Annotated in this window: 18 protein-coding genes; 6 read left to right on the plus strand and 12 right to left on the minus strand. The window is 72.3% G+C overall.

Translation table 11 applies throughout. From position 1 onward, the window contains the following. Positions 1–211 precede the first annotated feature (211 nt). The gene (locus tag Q0795_RS15895) at positions 212–946 is read left to right on the plus strand and encodes a peptidase E (protein ID WP_298891309.1); all 735 of its coding nucleotides are present in this window, start codon (positions 212–214) and stop codon (positions 944–946) included. Between the two features lie 61 nt (positions 947–1,007). Here Q0795_RS15895 and Q0795_RS15900 read toward each other — a convergent pair whose 3' ends face one another. The 5 genes from Q0795_RS15900 to Q0795_RS15920 all read right to left on the minus strand — a co-directional run bounded on the left by Q0795_RS15900 (position 1,008) and on the right by Q0795_RS15920 (position 3,329). Continuing rightward, on the minus strand, positions 1,008–1,334 hold the full coding sequence (locus tag Q0795_RS15900) for a type II toxin-antitoxin system PemK/MazF family toxin (RefSeq protein ID WP_366942470.1): 327 nt from the start codon (positions 1,332–1,334) through the stop codon (positions 1,008–1,010). Continuing rightward, positions 1,331–1,564, minus strand: coding sequence for a YlcI/YnfO family protein (locus tag Q0795_RS15905; RefSeq protein WP_298891310.1), 234 nt, complete (start codon positions 1,562–1,564; stop codon positions 1,331–1,333). The genes Q0795_RS15900 and Q0795_RS15905 overlap by 4 nt, the downstream gene beginning before the upstream one ends. A 105-nt stretch (positions 1,565–1,669) precedes the next feature. After that, the gene (locus Q0795_RS15910) at positions 1,670–2,572 is read right to left on the minus strand and encodes an NAD(P)-dependent oxidoreductase (protein WP_298891312.1); all 903 of its coding nucleotides are present in this window, start codon (positions 2,570–2,572) and stop codon (positions 1,670–1,672) included. 81 nt (positions 2,573–2,653) lie between these two features. Beyond that, positions 2,654–2,968: a hypothetical protein gene (locus Q0795_RS15915; protein ID WP_298891314.1), complete on the minus strand. Its 315-nt coding sequence runs from the start codon at positions 2,966–2,968 to the stop codon at positions 2,654–2,656. 133 nt (positions 2,969–3,101) lie between these two features. After that, entirely contained in the window at positions 3,102–3,329 is a 228-nt protein-coding gene (locus Q0795_RS15920) for a hypothetical protein (protein WP_298891316.1), read from the minus strand. Positions 3,330–3,662: 333 nt separating this feature from the next. Here Q0795_RS15920 and Q0795_RS15925 point away from each other — a divergent pair, with 333 nt between their 5' ends. Then, positions 3,663–4,238: a 1-acyl-sn-glycerol-3-phosphate acyltransferase gene (locus Q0795_RS15925; RefSeq protein ID WP_298891318.1), complete on the plus strand. Its 576-nt coding sequence runs from the start codon at positions 3,663–3,665 to the stop codon at positions 4,236–4,238. 57 nt (positions 4,239–4,295) lie between these two features. Here Q0795_RS15925 and Q0795_RS15930 read toward each other — a convergent pair whose 3' ends face one another. After that, the gene (locus tag Q0795_RS15930; protein WP_298891320.1) at positions 4,296–4,736 is read right to left on the minus strand and encodes a VOC family protein; all 441 of its coding nucleotides are present in this window, start codon (positions 4,734–4,736) and stop codon (positions 4,296–4,298) included. A 64-nt stretch (positions 4,737–4,800) separates the two neighbouring features. On the opposite strand from Q0795_RS15930, the gene Q0795_RS15935 reads away from it, so the two are divergent. Next, a complete protein-coding gene (locus Q0795_RS15935) occupies positions 4,801–5,469 on the plus strand; it encodes a TetR/AcrR family transcriptional regulator (RefSeq protein ID WP_298891322.1) in 669 nt (222 codons plus the stop codon). A gap of 37 nt (positions 5,470–5,506) precedes the next feature. Here the strand turns inward: Q0795_RS15935 and cysM are convergent, their stop codons facing one another. Beyond that, a complete protein-coding gene (cysM, locus tag Q0795_RS15940) occupies positions 5,507–6,394 on the minus strand; it encodes a cysteine synthase CysM (protein WP_366942472.1) in 888 nt (295 codons plus the stop codon). Between the two features lie 178 nt (positions 6,395–6,572). On the opposite strand from cysM, the gene Q0795_RS15945 reads away from it, so the two are divergent. Next, positions 6,573–7,514, plus strand: a complete 942-nt coding sequence (locus Q0795_RS15945) for a cold shock domain-containing protein (RefSeq protein WP_298891326.1) — start codon at positions 6,573–6,575, stop codon at positions 7,512–7,514. A gap of 16 nt (positions 7,515–7,530) precedes the next feature. Here the strand turns inward: Q0795_RS15945 and Q0795_RS15950 are convergent, their stop codons facing one another. After that, entirely contained in the window at positions 7,531–7,893 is a 363-nt protein-coding gene (locus Q0795_RS15950; protein WP_298891328.1) for a VOC family protein, read from the minus strand. Between the two features lie 66 nt (positions 7,894–7,959). Between Q0795_RS15950 and Q0795_RS15955 the strand changes: the two genes are divergently transcribed. Then, positions 7,960–8,310, plus strand: coding sequence for a hypothetical protein (locus Q0795_RS15955; RefSeq protein ID WP_298891330.1), 351 nt, complete (start codon positions 7,960–7,962; stop codon positions 8,308–8,310). A 52-nt stretch (positions 8,311–8,362) separates the two neighbouring features. Here the strand turns inward: Q0795_RS15955 and Q0795_RS15960 are convergent, their stop codons facing one another. Next, positions 8,363–9,091 (minus strand): VOC family protein, encoded by a 729-nt coding sequence (locus Q0795_RS15960; RefSeq protein WP_298891332.1) that lies wholly within the window; start codon positions 9,089–9,091, stop codon positions 8,363–8,365. A gap of 86 nt (positions 9,092–9,177) precedes the next feature. Here Q0795_RS15960 and Q0795_RS15965 point away from each other — a divergent pair, with 86 nt between their 5' ends. Next, positions 9,178–10,545, plus strand: a complete 1,368-nt coding sequence (locus Q0795_RS15965) for a TIGR00366 family protein (protein ID WP_298891334.1) — start codon at positions 9,178–9,180, stop codon at positions 10,543–10,545. A 4-nt stretch (positions 10,546–10,549) separates the two neighbouring features. Here Q0795_RS15965 and nagB read toward each other — a convergent pair whose 3' ends face one another. The 3 genes from nagB to Q0795_RS15980 are packed head-to-tail and all read right to left on the minus strand — an operon-like array spanning position 10,550 to position 14,483. Beyond that, on the minus strand, positions 10,550–11,335 hold the full coding sequence (nagB, locus tag Q0795_RS15970; RefSeq protein ID WP_298891336.1) for a glucosamine-6-phosphate deaminase: 786 nt from the start codon (positions 11,333–11,335) through the stop codon (positions 10,550–10,552). Then, the gene (locus tag Q0795_RS15975) at positions 11,335–12,564 is read right to left on the minus strand and encodes an anhydro-N-acetylmuramic acid kinase (protein WP_298891337.1); all 1,230 of its coding nucleotides are present in this window, start codon (positions 12,562–12,564) and stop codon (positions 11,335–11,337) included. The genes nagB and Q0795_RS15975 overlap by 1 nt, the downstream gene beginning before the upstream one ends. Further along, entirely contained in the window at positions 12,561–14,483 is a 1,923-nt protein-coding gene (locus Q0795_RS15980; protein ID WP_298891490.1) for an N-acetylmuramic acid 6-phosphate etherase, read from the minus strand. The genes Q0795_RS15975 and Q0795_RS15980 overlap by 4 nt, the downstream gene beginning before the upstream one ends. Positions 14,484–14,550: the final 67 nt, after the last annotated feature.

A 14,550-nucleotide genomic window follows, 5' to 3' on the forward strand; every position in this document is an offset into this window, starting at 1 on the left:
CAGGCTGCCCCGGTCAGGTACGCACAAGCTTGGCGCGGCAGCGATACTGCGCTCCGGTGAACATCCTGTACTGCCGCTGGTCGGGCCCCACCGCGAGCTGCGGCTGGGCTCGGACACTCGGGCGCTCCGGCTTCAACTCATGCTCGCAACCGCAGAGGCGCTGGCCCCGCCGGTAGCAGTTCGCCCCGCCGCCGTCCGTAACCTGCGGGCCATGGAAGAAGCCATGCTGACCTCGGTCCTCGCCCCGGCGACGATCGTCACCCTGGGAGGCGGTGGGTTCTCCATGTCTGAGGACGGCCGCTCCCTGATCGACGACTACCTGCTCGAGCTGACCGGGACCGAACGCCCCAAGGTCTGCTTCATCCCGACGGCCAGCGGCGACTCCCACACCTACTCCGAGCGGTTCCTGCAAGCGTTCACGAGTCGAGCCCAGACGTCCGTGCTCTCCCTCTTCTGCCAGGACCCTTGGGGTTACACCACCCCTGCCATGCTGCTGGACCAGGACCTCGTCTACGTCGGCGGCGGATCGACCGCCAACCTGCTAGCGCTGTGGCGTCTTCACGGACTGCCCGACATCCTGCGTCGCGCCGCCGGGCAGGGGACCGTACTGGCCGGGATCAGCGCGGGGATGAACTGCTGGTTCCAGGCATCCTCCACCGACTCCTACGGCGACCTGTCCCCGCTGCGCGACGGTCTCGGCTTCCTACCCGGAGGGGCGTGCCCGCACCTGCTCGGCGAGCAGGACCGCCGCGCCAGCCTGCGCCGCTGGGTTGCTACCGGACAGATGCCGACCACCTACGCCGCCGACGACCACGTGGCTCTGGTATGGCGCGACGGCTCACTCATCGAAGCGATCGGCGAAGCCGAGGAGCACCCGGCCCTTCGGGTCCAGCGTGCCGGCGACCAGGCGGTCGAGCACGAGATCCCCGTGCGCCTGCTGAGCTGAGCCACCCTCGGGCCACCGCGTGGGATCGGAGGCCATGGTCCCAGGGTGCCGTTGGCGGCGGTCAGGGCTCTTCGAGCAATGGCGCTTCGAGGTCATACGCCAGCACGATGGCTCGTGCAAGGTGTCGCTCCTGCTCGGGCGTGAGGAAACCCAGCGTCCGGCCCAGGAGGTCGACGGGGATGGTCAGGACGTTGTCGATCGAGACAGCGCTGCGGTGGTCCAGCCCGTTGGCACGTCCCACCGGCACTTCGCTGGACAACCCCTTGACGGTCGACGTGATGGGGGCCACGGTCACCTTGGTCATCACGGCCCGGGCGGTGTCGCGGGTGAGCACCAGGACGGGGCGGGGCTTGTCCAGACGCGCCAGGCAGATCTCGCGCACGATCACTCGTCCAGCGTCGCGTGGGCCACGGACCAGATGACGAGTTCGTCGAGATCATCGACCGTGCCCTTCTCCTTCAAGATGTGGGCGTCCTGCTCTGCGGCTTGACGGCGCATCTCGCGCTCCAGGGCCACGGCCACCAGTGCGGCTCGACTAGGGGCCTTGCCACTGGCCACGCTGCGGTCCAGAAAGCGCACCATCTCATCGGGGAGCCGTACGGCGATCTGGGTCGTCATGCCCTCAACATACCGCACCACATCCCATATTGGGATGCACTACGCCGCGCCGAACCGCGGGGTCACACCTGCAGATGGAGGCGGAGCGTGGTCGGTGCGTCCAGGTCAGACCCCTGGTTGGGGAGCGGGCACGACGTCGCGCCACGAGTGCTGCGGCGCGTATCCGAGGAGCTCTCGGGCCTTGTCGATGGAGTAGAAGGTCTCGTCACGACCCATCTGACGACTCAGCGTCACCCCGTCGTAGAAGCGGTCCCGGACTTCCTGGGTCGTCAGGGCGACGGACATGTCCGCGTTGGCGACGTTGAAGACCTCGTAGCCGAGCCCATCGACCTCCAGACAACGCTGCACCATCTGGCTGAGGTCTCGCGTGTCGATGTAGGCGAAGATGTTGCGCCGCCTCAGCGACGGATCGGCCAGGAAGTCCGGGAACATCTCGGCGTACTCGTCCGGCTCGATGACGTTGTTGATCCGCAGTCCGTAGACGTCGCCGCCGTTGCGAGCCTGGAAGGAGCGCGCCGTCACCTCGTTGGCCACCTTGGACATGGCGTAGGAGTCCTCCGGCACCGTCGGGTGGTCCTCGTCAACCGGCACGTACTGCGGTCGTCGCTCGCCCTGCGCGAAGCAGATCCTGTAGGTCGTCTCCGAAGAGGCGAACACGATCTTGCGGACGCCCAACCGGGTCGCGGCCTCGAGCACGTTGTACGTACTCAGCACGTTGTTCGCGTAGGTGCGTGCATCGGAGGCGATCAGGATCGCCGGCACCGCCGCGAAGTGCACCACAGCGTCGTAGGCAGGCTTCCTCGCCAGCTCCAGCTCCCCCATCCGCGCCAGCCCCGACAACGCCGAGTAGGTCTCACCGGTGTCGGTGAGGTCGACCCTCAGGTCGGCCACGGCCGGATGATTCAGAGGGACGAGGTCGGCGTTGGTGACCTGATGACCCTGCTCGGCCAAGTAGGGCGCGACGTGCCTGCCAGCCTTGCCACTACCCCCGGTGAAGAAGATTCGCATGGCGTGATTACACCACCCGCACGACTCTGCCCGCCGGACAGACCGTCTCGTGCCGTCCTGGGGCCTGACAGAGCCCCGGGGTCACCTGTCCGCGGGTCCCTCCCCCGGCTCCCGGATGAGCCGCAGGTGCCGCTGCAGCCGAGGGCGGGCCTCCTCGAGCACCGCGTCCAGGCCGCGCACCGCGGGGTCGGGGTAGAACCCGGAGGTGTCGTTGGCGCGGTAGTAGAGGCCGGCTGGTCGGTGGGCACCGTCGACCACGTGCGGCCACGGGAGGTAGATGACCGTGACCGACTCACCCTCGAGGTCCACCTCGCTGCTGCGGGGGGCCTCGTGCTCCGTCGGAAAACTCAGGATGGTGGCACTCTCGTCCCTGGCTCCCGGACCCTGCTCCGTCATGTCACACACCGTACCGCTCAGGTTCAGGTCTGGCCGGATGCTGCTCGGTCATGACTTGACCGTGCTGTCGAAGACTCGTGCCGACGTCTGGACGCTGCTGTGGCCCCACCCGCCGACCAGCAGCAATCCGCCCTCAGAGCTTCTCGAGCTTGGGGAACGGGCTGACGATGCGCATCGTGCGAGCGCCGAAGTTCACCGTGACCGCCTCGTCCTCCGTGCCCACCACACGTCCGAGGCCAAAGGCCTGGTGCGAGACCCGGTCATGGAGCTCGAAGTGCTCGATCTCCGGCTCGACTCGTGGCTCGAAGGGGCTGGAGGCGAGGTGGCGGCGCTGAGTTCCGGACCGGGTTGTTGTGATCACCCCTCAGTATGCGCCTCCCAGAGCCATGCCAGCCACAACCGACGACAACAGGTGACGCGGAGACGGCCACACGTCCGCTTCGGCGGACGGCGCTTCGCGCGCGTCCGGCATGGTGGCTGGAGGGTGTTGCACGAGCTGGTGCAGCGTTTTCAGCCCACACCAGGGGTGCCGTCTGCATTCTGGGGGAGGTGCGGCACAGCGACGTCGAGCGCTACCTGATCGACTAGCGGCCTGATCGGCGGGCGAGGGTAGGAGGACGCAGCCCCTTGCGTCGAGGTCTGTGGCGCGCAGGGCGTCCCGGCCGGCCGTCGGGCCTGCCACTAGCGTGTGCTCATGCTTCGACCCCTGGTGGCTCGCGCCTTCTGGTCGCTCAGCCGCTGGAGGCTGTCCACCGCACCCGCACCAGAGCGGCCCACGGTGCTCGTCGGCGCACCGCATACCTCGAACTGGGACTTCGTCCTCATGCTCGGAATCACCTGGCGCCTGGACATGGACATCCGGTGGCTGGGCAAGCAGAGCCTCTTCTCGGGCTGGCGTGGTCCGCTGATGCGTGCTCTCGGAGGCATTCCCGTCGACCGGTCGAACGCCGGCCGTGTCGTCGACGAGGTGCTCGAGCGCGTCCGGTCCGGCGAGGTCTTCGGCCTCGTGGTCACACCCGACGGAACCCGTGGGGGGCACACTCACTGGAAGTCCGGTTTCTACCGCATCGCCCGCGAGAGCGGGATGCCGGTGACGCTCGGCTATGTCGACCGCACCACGATGACGACAGGTCTGGGTCCGACCCTGGAGATGACCGGAGACGTCACGGCTGACATGGACCGCATCCGAGCGTTCTATGCGGACAAGGCAGGTGCCCGTCCCGACCTGCGCGTCGAGCCCCGGCTGCGCGAGGAGACTCGAGACGTATGACGGACTCGCCCACCACCCGTTGTTGGACGTCGGCTGCGGACCTGGGCGTGACGTGGCTCAGGACACATCGGCGGCGGGCCGTCCGTATCCCGCCCGGTCGGTCTGATCGATGCCGTGCCGCTCGTCGGAGTAGAGGTGGATCTCATGGCCGTCGGGGTCGCCCAGCACCATGAGCCAGCCCACGGTTGCGTCGATCACGGGCGAGTGAGGCACCTGCAGGTCGTCCAGCCACCGGCCCCACTCGTCGACGGCGCCCCGGTCAGCCACACCGAGCATCAGCTCCAGCCCTGGAACGCTGCGCGCTTCCGGACTCTCGCGCAGGGACAGGCCGGGCCGCTCGAAGTCGCGGAACACCCCCGCCACCCCTCGGACCACGCCGTCGGAGTCAGGGAACTCCAGCTGGCCGGACCACCCGAACACCCGGCTCCACCACTCCCGGCTCCGGGCCAGGTCGGTGACCGGCAACTTCACGAAGCGCAGTCCTGTCAGTGCAGGCATGGCCGACCCTTCCGAGCAATTGAGTGCATCGTTGATGCATCGAATATGTTCTAGAGTGGCAGCCATGGACCCCCAGGTCAAGCGACACTACCGATCCCCCTATCGCGAGGGCCGCGCGCGCGAGACGCGACGTCGCGTGCGGCAGGCAGCGACCCGGCTGTTCATCGACCGCGGCTACGTCCAGACGACGGTTCGCGACATCGCCGATGCCGCCGGGGTGGGCGCCCGCACCGTTCATACGGCCTACCCTGGCGGCAAACCGGAGATCTTCCATCGCGCGCTCGACGTCGCCATCGCCGGTGATGAGGAGCCCACCTCTCAGAGTGAGCGGATGGCCGCCACCGGGATGCTGGACAGGCCCACCGAGCTCGTGACCCGCCTGGTGGAGCAGACCGCCGCACTCCTCGACCGAGCTGGCCCCTTGATCATGACCACAGTGACCTCATCCGGCGCCGATGCGCACATGCGACGGCTGGCGAACGAGGGGGCGGCCGCCACCCACGCCAACGTCCGAGCCGTCGCCGTGGCCCTTGCGGAAGCAGGACTCCTGCGGCCGGGCATCGATGCCGACCACGCCGCTGACATCTTGTTCACCCTGTGCTCGCCCACCGTGCACGCCCTTCTGCGCCACGACCGCAGCTGGGACGGCCCCGCCTACCGGGACTGGCTCGACGACGCCATCCGACGCACCCTGATCACCGACGAGCCCAGCAAGCCGACTCACGAGCACTGAGCACCCAGCACCGGCCCGCCGGGCGCCCGCCGGGGCCTCAGGCGGGGAACACGCCGCTGGAGAGGTAGCGGTCTCCCCGATCGCAGACCACGAAGACGATCGTCGCGCCCTCGACCTCCTCCGCCACCTGCAGGGCGGTCCAGCACGCGCCGGCCGCGGACACCCCGCCGAAGATGCCCTCCTCGCGGGCCAGCCGGCGGGCCATCTCCTCGGCGTCGGCCTGGGCGACCTCCACGGTCCGGTCCACCGCTGACGGGTCGAAGATCCGCGGCACGTACCCCGGTGGCCAGGCGCGGATCCCGGGGATCCGCGAACCCTCCGCGGGCTGAGCCCCGACGATCTGCACCCTGGGGTTGCGCGACTTGAGGAACCGCGAGACCCCGGTGATCGTGCCGGTGGTGCCCATCGCGGACACGAAGTGCGTGATCCGACCCTCGGTCTGGCGCCACAGCTCCGGCCCGGTCCCCTCCTCGTGGGCACGCGGGTTGTCCGGGTTGCCGAACTGGTCCAGCACCCGGCCCCTCCCCTCTCCCTCCAGGCGCGCCACGACGTCCCGGGCCTGCTCCATACCGCCTCCGGCAGGCGTGAGCACCAGCTCTGCTCCATACGCCTTCATCGTCTGGATGCGCTCGGTCGAGGCGTCCTCGGGCATCACGATGACCAGGGGATAGCCGCTGATCGCCGCCGCCATCGCCAGACCGATCCCGGTGTTGCCGGACGTGGCCTCCAGCAGGGTGTCGCCCGGAGAGATCTCCCCTCGCTCCTCGGCGCCCCGGATCATGCTGATCGCCGGCCGGTCCTTCACCGAGCCGGCCGGGTTGTTCCCCTCGAGCTTGGCGAGCAGCACGTTGCCGCGGCGCTCGTTCTCCGGCCCCGGCAGGCGCTGCAGACGCACCAGCGGGGTGTCGCCGATGACGTCCTCCATCGTGGGGTACGGCCGAGGGTCAGTCACCTGCGGGAGTCTACGGCGGCACCCTCCCCTGCCTCGGAACCCACTGCTCGATCCAGGCATCGACGACGGGGGCGCAGGGGCGAATGGCCTGCGGCCGGGTCGTCGGGGACACTGGGGGTGCACCGATCGTCACCTCGAGAAGGAGTCAGCCGTGAGCGAAGGAACCGTGCGGTGGTTCGACGCCGACCGGGGGTTCGGCTTCATCGCCCTCGGAGAGGACGCCGAGGACCTCTACGTGCACGCGTCCGACATCCTCGGCAGCGACACGACCAAGCTGCTCCGGGAGGGGCAGGTGGTCGAGTTCGAGATCGGGGAGGGTGACCGCGGCCCGCTCGCGCGCCGCGTCCGGGTCACCGCCGACCAGCCCGCCGACGCCCCGCTGGGCCTGCTCGGCACCGTCTCGTGGTTCGAGCCGGCCAAGGGGTATGGCTTCATCACCCCCGACGGCGACGGTGACGAGATCTTCCTGCACAGCTCGGCCATCGTGCCGGGGGGCATGGTCTCCGAGGGCCAGCGGGTCGCCTTCCTCGTGGTCGACGGGGAGAAGGGTCCGCAGGCGGACCACCTGCTCCCCCTGTCGGATCAGGCCGGCCAGCAGGCCGAGGCCGCGGACGGGGCGGACGGCACCGTGTCCTGGTACGACGACGACAAGGGCTTCGGGTTCATCGCGCCCGAGACCGGCGGCCCCGACGTCTTCGTCCACGCCCGGGCGCTCGCCGACGGCCTCCCCGCGCTGGAGGAGGGCGACCGGGTGACCTTCGACACCGTCGAGGGCGACCGGGGCCCCCAGGCCCGCGACGTGCGCCTCGCGGGCGGCTCCGCGCGCCGGGGCGCCCCCTCGCGGTCGACCCCCTCCCGGTCCGGACCGCGGCGGGGGTCCGACGGCCCGGCTCGCGGCGGCCAGGGCGTGGTGGCGCGCTACGACGCGGACCGTGGTTTCGGCTTCATCACCCCGGACACGGGTGGTGCGGACCTCTTCGTGCACGTGTCGGTCCTGCGCGACGGCGACATCCTCTACCCGGGTGACCGGGTGCGCTACCAGGTGCGCCAGAGCGACCGCGGACCGCAGGCCGACCGCGTCGAGCTCGAGTGAGCGGCGGGCCCTGACCTCACCAGCACAGGCAGAAGGGGTGGCCGGCCGGGTCGGCATACACCTGGAAGCCGTGCTCGGCGGCCAGGTCGTCCGCCTCCTGGAGCACGGTGGCGCCCCACCCCAGGGCCTCGCCGTGGGCGGACGCGATCTCGGCGACCACCAGGTCGAGGTGCATCTGCTGGGGTAGTCCGTCCGGCCACTCGGGGGCCCGCTGGCCCGGGGCCAGCTGCACGCACAGGGCCTCGCTCTCGCCCACCCGCACCGACCACCAGTCGTCGTCCTCCTGGTGGGCCGTGCCGCCCAGCATCCCGGCCCAGAAGGCGGCCTCCGGCTCCGGGTCGGCTGCGTCGAGCACGAGGATGTGCGCCTTGATGTCCATCCGGCCAGTCTGCCCGTGCTGCACGCCGGGCACCAGGACATGACGTCGGCGGCCTAGCGTGAGGTCATGCACTGGACCCGCTCGTCGGTGGCCTGGGTGGCCGCCCTCGTCGCCCTCTCCGCGCTCCTGAGGGCGCTGCGCCGCCTGCTGGAGCCCGAGGACCGTCCCGTGGCGCTGGCCGTCGCGGTCGTCGTCGTCGCCGCAGCAGCGCTCATGCCGCCCGCTCGGGGTCGCGGCCGGGTGAGCGTCGAGCAGGCGGGCTGGCGGACGGTGCTGCAGGTCTTCCTCGCCGCAGCCGTCACCGCGCTCGCCGCGCTGGCAGGTCTGGGGGTGGTGGTGGCCGGGGGGCTCGGCATCGCGGCCGCTGCCGCCGTGCCACTGGCCTGGCCGGCGCCCCGACAGCACCCAGAGCCGTGACCGCCGAACCCGCGACTCGACCACCAGTAGCCTGATCTTGTCGGAGACGTCCTCAGTCCCCGGCGTCCGCGAGGACGCAGAACTCGTTGCCGGACAGGTCGTGCATCACCACCCACGGGTGGCCCTTCGCCCAGTCGTCGGTGGCCAGGGTCGCCCCGAGCGACAGGGCCAGGTCGACGAGAGCCCGCTGGTCCGGGCCGCCCGGGGTCGGGCGCACGTCGAGGTGGGTGCGGTTCTGGCGGGCCTTGGGCTCGGGCTCGGGGCACAGCTCGAGCAGCGGACCGCGCAGGCTCGGGTGGCGCAGGGTGACCGGCCCGACCCCCGGCGCGGGCACCCAGCCGGTGAGCGCGGCATACAGCTCGGCCTCCCGCTGCGGGTCGGCGCTGTCGAGCGGGAGCGCGGCGATCGGCCCGGTGTCGGAGTAGGCGGCGCGCTCCTCCATCACGCAGAAGGCGTTGCCGTCCGGGTCGGCCAGCACGACCCACGGCACCTCCCCCTGGCCGATGTCGACCGGGGTGGCCCCCAGCCCGGTGAGCCGCTCCACGACCTGCTGCTGCTGCGCCCCACCACGCAGGTCGAGGTGCAGCCGCCACCCGGGTGGCGGAGGCTCGGCGGCCGGCTCGATGCACACGTCCAGCCAGAGCTCGTCGTCGACCCACAACCGGCCCTCGTAGTCCTGCGGGCTGCCCGGGGCCAGGTCGACCAGGCCCAGCGCCGCCGACCAGAACCGGCCCGTGACCTGCGGGTCACGGGCCTGCAGGACGATGTTCTCCAACCGCATGTCGCGAGCGTAGGTCTCCTGGGTGACAGCCGCCGTCCGCTAGCGTCTGCCGAGCCCGTCCCACCCACGACATCGAGGTCACCCGCATGAGCCAGACCCAGCCCCGGACCCGCACCGGGGTCCAGCGCGCCATGGGCCCGCTGAACTCCGTCGTCGAGCGCTTCATCCCCTCGGCGCTGGTCTTCGCGATCGTCCTGACCGTCCTCGTCATGGTCGCCGCCCTCGGTCTCACCGACGCCGGGCCGGTCGACGTGGTCCGCGCGTGGGGCGACGGGCTGTCCGGGCTGCTGGCGTTCATGACCCAGATGGCGCTCATCCTGCTGCTCGGCTACATCCTCGCCAACACCGGCCCGGTCCGGGCCGGTCTGCGCCGGCTCGCGGCGGTGCCCCGCGGCCGGGTCATGCCCTACGTCTTCGTCGCCCTGGTGACCTGCGTGGCCGGGCTGTTCACCTGGGGCCTCGGGCTGGTCGTCGGCGCGCTGCTCGCCAAGGAGGTCGCCGCCGAGGGCCGCCGCCGGGGCGAGCCACGGCACTTCCCCCTGCTGGTCGCCGCCGGCTACACCGGCATGGTCGTGTGGCACATGGGCTACTCCGGCTCGGCGCCGCTGGTCGCGGCCACGCCCGACAGCTTCGTCAGCGAGCAGCTCGGCCAGCCGCTGCCCATCACCGAGACCACCTTCTCGACGTGGAACATCATCACCGCCGTCCTGGCCGTCGCCGTGGTCGCCGGCACCATCGCGCTCATGGCCCCGCGCCACGGCGCCGGGATCGTCGAGATGCCCGAGCACCGGATGGCCGACGACGAGGTCACCTACGACGTCACCACCCCCGCCGACCGCCTCGACGCCTCGCGCGTGCTGACGCTCGTCCCCGGTCTGCTGCTGCTGGCATACCTGGTCATCCACTTCAGCGGCGGCGGGACCATCACCCTGGACATCGTCAACTGGAGCTTCCTCACCCTGTGCCTGCTCCTGGTCCGCAACCCCTTCGAGATCATCGAGCTCACCCAGCGCGCCGCGTCGAACGTCGGCGAGATCCTCCTGCAGTTCCCGCTGTATGCCGGGATCATGGGCATCATGGCCGGCACCGGGCTCATCACGGTGCTCTCAGAGGCGCTCGTCTCGGTCTCCACGCCCGCCACGTTCGGCCTGCTGGCCTTCCTGTCCGCCGGCATCGTCAACTTCTTCGTGCCCTCCGGCGGCGGCCAGATCGCCGTGCAGGGCCCGGTGCTCCTCGAGGCCGCGAGCAGCCTGGGCGTCGACCCCGAGGTGGCCGTCATGGCGATCGCCTACGGCGACCAGTGGACCAACATGATCCAGCCGTTCTGGGCGCTGCCGCTGCTGGCGATCGCGGGGCTCAAGATCCGCGACATCCTCGGCTACACCACCGTCATCCTGCTGACGACCGGCGTGCTCTTCGCGGCCGCGCTGCTCGTCCTCGGCTCCGGGGTGTGAGCGGCTACAGCCCCTGCCAGGCGGGCTTGGCCGCCCACGCCTCCCGGTAGTAGTCCGCGAGCTCCAGCCGGCCCGCCGCCGCCTCGTCCACCAGCACGCTGACGTGCGGGTGCCACTGCAGCACGGTGGCCGGCCAGCGCGCCGAGACGGCGCCCTCCACCAGCTGGGCGGCGGCCCGGGCCTTGTGCTCCCCGGTGGCCAGGAGCACCACGTGGCGCGCCTGCAGGATCGTGCCCAGACCCTGGGTGAGGCAGTGCGTGGGCACGGCGTCGACGTCGTCGTCGAAGAAGCGGGCGTTGTCCTGCCGGGTGCGCCGGGTCAGTGTCTTGATGCGGGTGCGGCTGGCGAGCGAGGAGCCCGGCTCGTTGAAGGCGATGTGCCCGTCGGTGCCGAGCCCGAGGAGCTGCACGTCGACGCCGCCGGCCTCGGCGATGCGCCGCTCGTAGCCGGCGGCCGCGGCCGGCAGGTCCTGGGCGTCGCCGGGCGGGGTGTGCACCCGCTCCGCGGGGATGCCGGCGGGGTCGGTGAGCTGCTCGCGGATCTCGGTGCGGTAGCCGGCCGGGTGGCCCTCGGGCAGCCCGACGTACTCGTCCAGCGAGAACGTGCTGACCCCACCCAGGTCGAGGGTGCCGGCCCGCACCCGGGCCAGGAGGTCGGCATACACCGGGCGCGGGCTGGAGCCGGTCGCGAGGCCGAGCACGGCGTCGGGCCGGGAGCCGACCAGGCGGGCGATCACGTCGCCCACCAGCCGCCCCCGCTGCTGCTCGTCGTCGCAGATGACGACCTCCATCAGGCCACCACCTCCAGGCGGGTCGGTGCGGTCGGAGCTGGCTCGGGGAGCTGCAGCGCCCCGTGACCGGGGGTGAGGCGGCCGGCCAGCCGGGCGTGCCGGGCGCCGGTGACGCCGGCGACGGTGCCGGGCAGACCGTGCCAGGTGAGGAAGCCGAGGAGCGCGAAGAGGCACGCCTCCTTGGCGACGACGGGTATGCCGTGCGCCTTGCTCGTCGTCACGCGCGCGTCCGGGAGCGCCCGGGTCAGGCCGCGGAGAAGGGTGTCGTTGCGCGCGCCGCCGCCGCTGACGACGACCTCGGCGGGGGCGAACGGCGTCAGCGCGTCGGCCACGGTGCGGGCGGTCAGCGCGGTGAGGGTCGCCAGCAGGTCGAGGTGGGCGACCTCGCGGCCGAGCGTGCTGAGCGCCGCGTCGACGTGCCCGAGGTGGAAGCGCTCCTTGCCGGTCGTCTTCGGCGGTGCCTGGGCGTAGTAGTCGTCGGCCAGCAGCAGCGCGAGCAGCTCGTCGTCCACCCGGCCCGCGGCGGCTCCCGCCCCGTCCGCGTCGTAGGTCTGGCGGCCACCCGACTCACGGGCCACGACGGCGTCGACCAGGGCGTTGGCCGGGCCGGTGTCGAAGGCCCGCACCGGCGGGGTCGTCGAGGTCGGCGTAGTCGTCGAGGTCGGCGTAGTCGTCGAGGTCGGGGCGCCGGCGGCGGGCACGACGGTGACGTTGGCGATGCCGCCGAGGTTGAGCGCGGCGCAGGTATGCCCGCGTCCGCCGAGCCAGAGCGCGTCCCAGGTGCTGGCCAGCGGCGCCCCCTGGCCCCCGGCCGCGACGTCGGCGACGCGCAGGTCCGACACGACGGGCGCACCCGTGCGCTCGGCGATCCAGGCGGGCTGGCCCAGCTGCAGGGTGCCCCTGACCTCGCCGTCGACGACGTCGTGGAACAGCGTCTGCCCGTGCGAGGACACCAGCTCCGGGGTCCCCCCGGCCAGCTCGGTCCCGAGCGTGGCCACCGCGTCGGCGAAGGCCTGGCCGAGCCGGGTGTCGAGGCGGCACACCTCCTGCATCCCGAGGCGGCCCGGCGGGAAGGCGGCGAGGACGTCGGCCCGCAGGTCGGGGGCGAAGGGCACCGTCCCCGCGCCGAGCAGACGCGCCCGCACCACGTCGTCGTCGAGGCGCAGGTCGAGCGCGGCGACGTCGATCCCGTCCACGCTGGTCCCGGAGCCGGCGCCGACGACGATCACCGGAGCTCCCCGCCCGCCCGGGCGAGCGCCCCCCGCACCGACCCGTCGCCCTCGGTGAGGGCGGTGCGGGCCTGGTCGGACGGCATACCTCCGAGCAGCTGGACGACCGCCACCTTGGTGCTCCAGCCGGCCTCCTCCAGGGCCGCCGCGGCGGCCTCGGCGTCGCACCCGGCGACCCGCTGGACCATCCGCACGGCGCGGTCGCGCAGCTTGACGTTGGAGGCCTGCATGTCGACCATGAACGGCCCGTGGGTCTTGCCCAGCCGCACCATCACCGCGGTCGACAGCGCACCCAGCAGCATCTTCTGCGCGGAGCCGGCCTTGAGCCGTGTGGAGCCGCTGATGACCTCGGGCCCGGTGGGGATCTCGATGGCATGGTCGGCCCCGGCCGAGGCCCGGGCGCCCTCGTTGTTGGAGACCGCGACGGTGAGGGCGCCGAGCTCGGCGGCCGTCGCCAGACCCTCGAGGACGTAGGGCGTGCGGCCCGACGCGCTGATGCCCACCACGACGTCCTGCGGTCCGACGCCGGCCTCGCGCACCATGGCCGCCCCGGCCGCGCCGTCGTCCTCGGCGCCCTCGCGCGCCTCGACCATCGCCTCGACGCCCCCGGCGGGCAAGGCCCGCACGAGGTCGGCGGGGGTGCCGTAGGTCGGTGGCAGCTCCGAGGCGTCGACGAAGGCGAGCCGCCCCGGCGTCCCGGCGCCGAGGTAGAACATCCGCCCGCCTCCCCGGAGCCGGTCGGCGATGTCGTCGACGGCCGCCGCCACGGCGGGGACCACGCCGAGCAGGGTGGGGGCGACCGTGGCCTCGGCCTCCCACAGCTCGCGCAGCACCGCCGCGGTGCCGCGCTCGTCGAGGTCCAGCAGGTCCTCCCGCACGCCCTCGGTCGCGAGCGCGCCGATGACCTCGTCGGGGGCCTGGCCGGCGGACTCGGTGGTTCGGACCGGCTCCGCCGCGCGGCCGGTGCGGCGGGTCACGCTCACCTGGCCGGCCAGCACCGGGGCCAGCTCGCCGGACCAGGCCTGGCGGGCGAGCGTCTCCGCGCCGTCCAGCGAGGTCCCGGCCGCGGGCAGCACGGCACCCCCCACCGCGGCCGCGAAGGGCTCGGTGAGCAACGGCCCGACCTCGGTCAGCCCCCCGGCCAGGCAGACGGGGAGGGCGGGGTCGACCGCGTCCCGTGCCGCCATCGCCGTGCGGGCCAGCGCCGCGGCGGCGTCCTGCCAGATCTGCACGGCGACGGGGTCTCCGGCGCGCGCGGCCTCGGCGACGTCCCGGGCGAAGGAGGCGACGAGCCGAGAGGGGTGCTCGGCCGAGTGGACCGCGGACGGCAAGCCCGCGAGGTCGCCGAAGCGCCGCGTCGCCGCCTGCTCCAGAGCGGCCGCCCCTCCCCTGCCGTCCCGGTGCTCGAGGGCGGCGCGCAGGCCGGCGCGGCCCACGGCATACCCGCTGCCGTCGTCGCCGAGCAGGAAGCCCCACCCGTCGCGCACCGCGGTGCGCCCGGCCACGTCGGCCGCGAGCGCGACGGCGCCGGTGCCGGCCGCCACGACGACCCCGGGCCGGTCCCCGACCGCCCCGACGTAGGTGGTCGTCACGTCCCCGGTGAGCACCACCGTGTCGGCGAACTCCTCTAGCAGGGCCGCGGCCAGGTCGTCCCGTCGAGCGCTGGCCGCGTGGTAGCCGACGAGCCCGACGGCCAGCACGTCGACCCGCGACCCGCCGAGCCCCAGCGCGCCGCTCAGCGACCGCACCGCCCCCACGACCTGCTCCACCCCGTCCGCGGCGGCCAGGCCCACGACCCCCGGGCCGTCGGCCTCGCGCACCTCCTCGCCGCGGCGCCAGCGGCCCCGGGCTCCCGTCTTGCCGAGGTCCACCGCCAGGAGGTCGACCGCCACGCCGTCGTGCTCGTTCGTCGTTGACATCACGGGAGGCAGTATGCCAATCTCTGGACCATTGGTCTAGCACCGTTGGTCTAGAAGACTCTGACAA

The organism is uncultured Serinicoccus sp. (assembly GCF_947487915.1).
Classification (GTDB): Bacteria; Actinomycetota; Actinomycetes; order Actinomycetales; family Dermatophilaceae; genus Ornithinicoccus.

Coding starts and splice junctions, on each gene's coding strand:
- Q0795_RS15895 (WP_298891309.1), top strand. CDS start 212: ATGGAAGAAGCCATGCTGACCTCGGTCCTCGCCCCGGCGACGATCGTC.
- Q0795_RS15905 (WP_298891310.1), bottom strand. CDS start 1,564: ATGACGACCCAGATCGCCGTACGGCTCCCCGATGAGATGGTGCGCTTT.
- Q0795_RS15910 (WP_298891312.1), bottom strand. CDS start 2,572: ATGCGAATCTTCTTCACCGGGGGTAGTGGCAAGGCTGGCAGGCACGTC.
- Q0795_RS15915 (WP_298891314.1), bottom strand. CDS start 2,968: ATGACGGAGCAGGGTCCGGGAGCCAGGGACGAGAGTGCCACCATCCTG.
- Q0795_RS15925 (WP_298891318.1), top strand. CDS start 3,663: ATGCTTCGACCCCTGGTGGCTCGCGCCTTCTGGTCGCTCAGCCGCTGG.
- Q0795_RS15930 (WP_298891320.1), bottom strand. CDS start 4,736: ATGCCTGCACTGACAGGACTGCGCTTCGTGAAGTTGCCGGTCACCGAC.
- Q0795_RS15935 (WP_298891322.1), top strand. CDS start 4,801: ATGGACCCCCAGGTCAAGCGACACTACCGATCCCCCTATCGCGAGGGC.
- cysM (WP_366942472.1), bottom strand. CDS start 6,394: ATGGAGGACGTCATCGGCGACACCCCGCTGGTGCGTCTGCAGCGCCTG.
- Q0795_RS15950 (WP_298891328.1), bottom strand. CDS start 7,893: ATGGACATCAAGGCGCACATCCTCGTGCTCGACGCAGCCGACCCGGAG.
- Q0795_RS15955 (WP_298891330.1), top strand. CDS start 7,960: ATGCACTGGACCCGCTCGTCGGTGGCCTGGGTGGCCGCCCTCGTCGCC.
- Q0795_RS15960 (WP_298891332.1), bottom strand. CDS start 9,091: ATGCGGTTGGAGAACATCGTCCTGCAGGCCCGTGACCCGCAGGTCACG.
- Q0795_RS15965 (WP_298891334.1), top strand. CDS start 9,178: ATGAGCCAGACCCAGCCCCGGACCCGCACCGGGGTCCAGCGCGCCATG.
- nagB (WP_298891336.1), bottom strand. CDS start 11,335: ATGGAGGTCGTCATCTGCGACGACGAGCAGCAGCGGGGGCGGCTGGTG.
- Q0795_RS15980 (WP_298891490.1), bottom strand. CDS start 14,483: ATGTCAACGACGAACGAGCACGACGGCGTGGCGGTCGACCTCCTGGCG.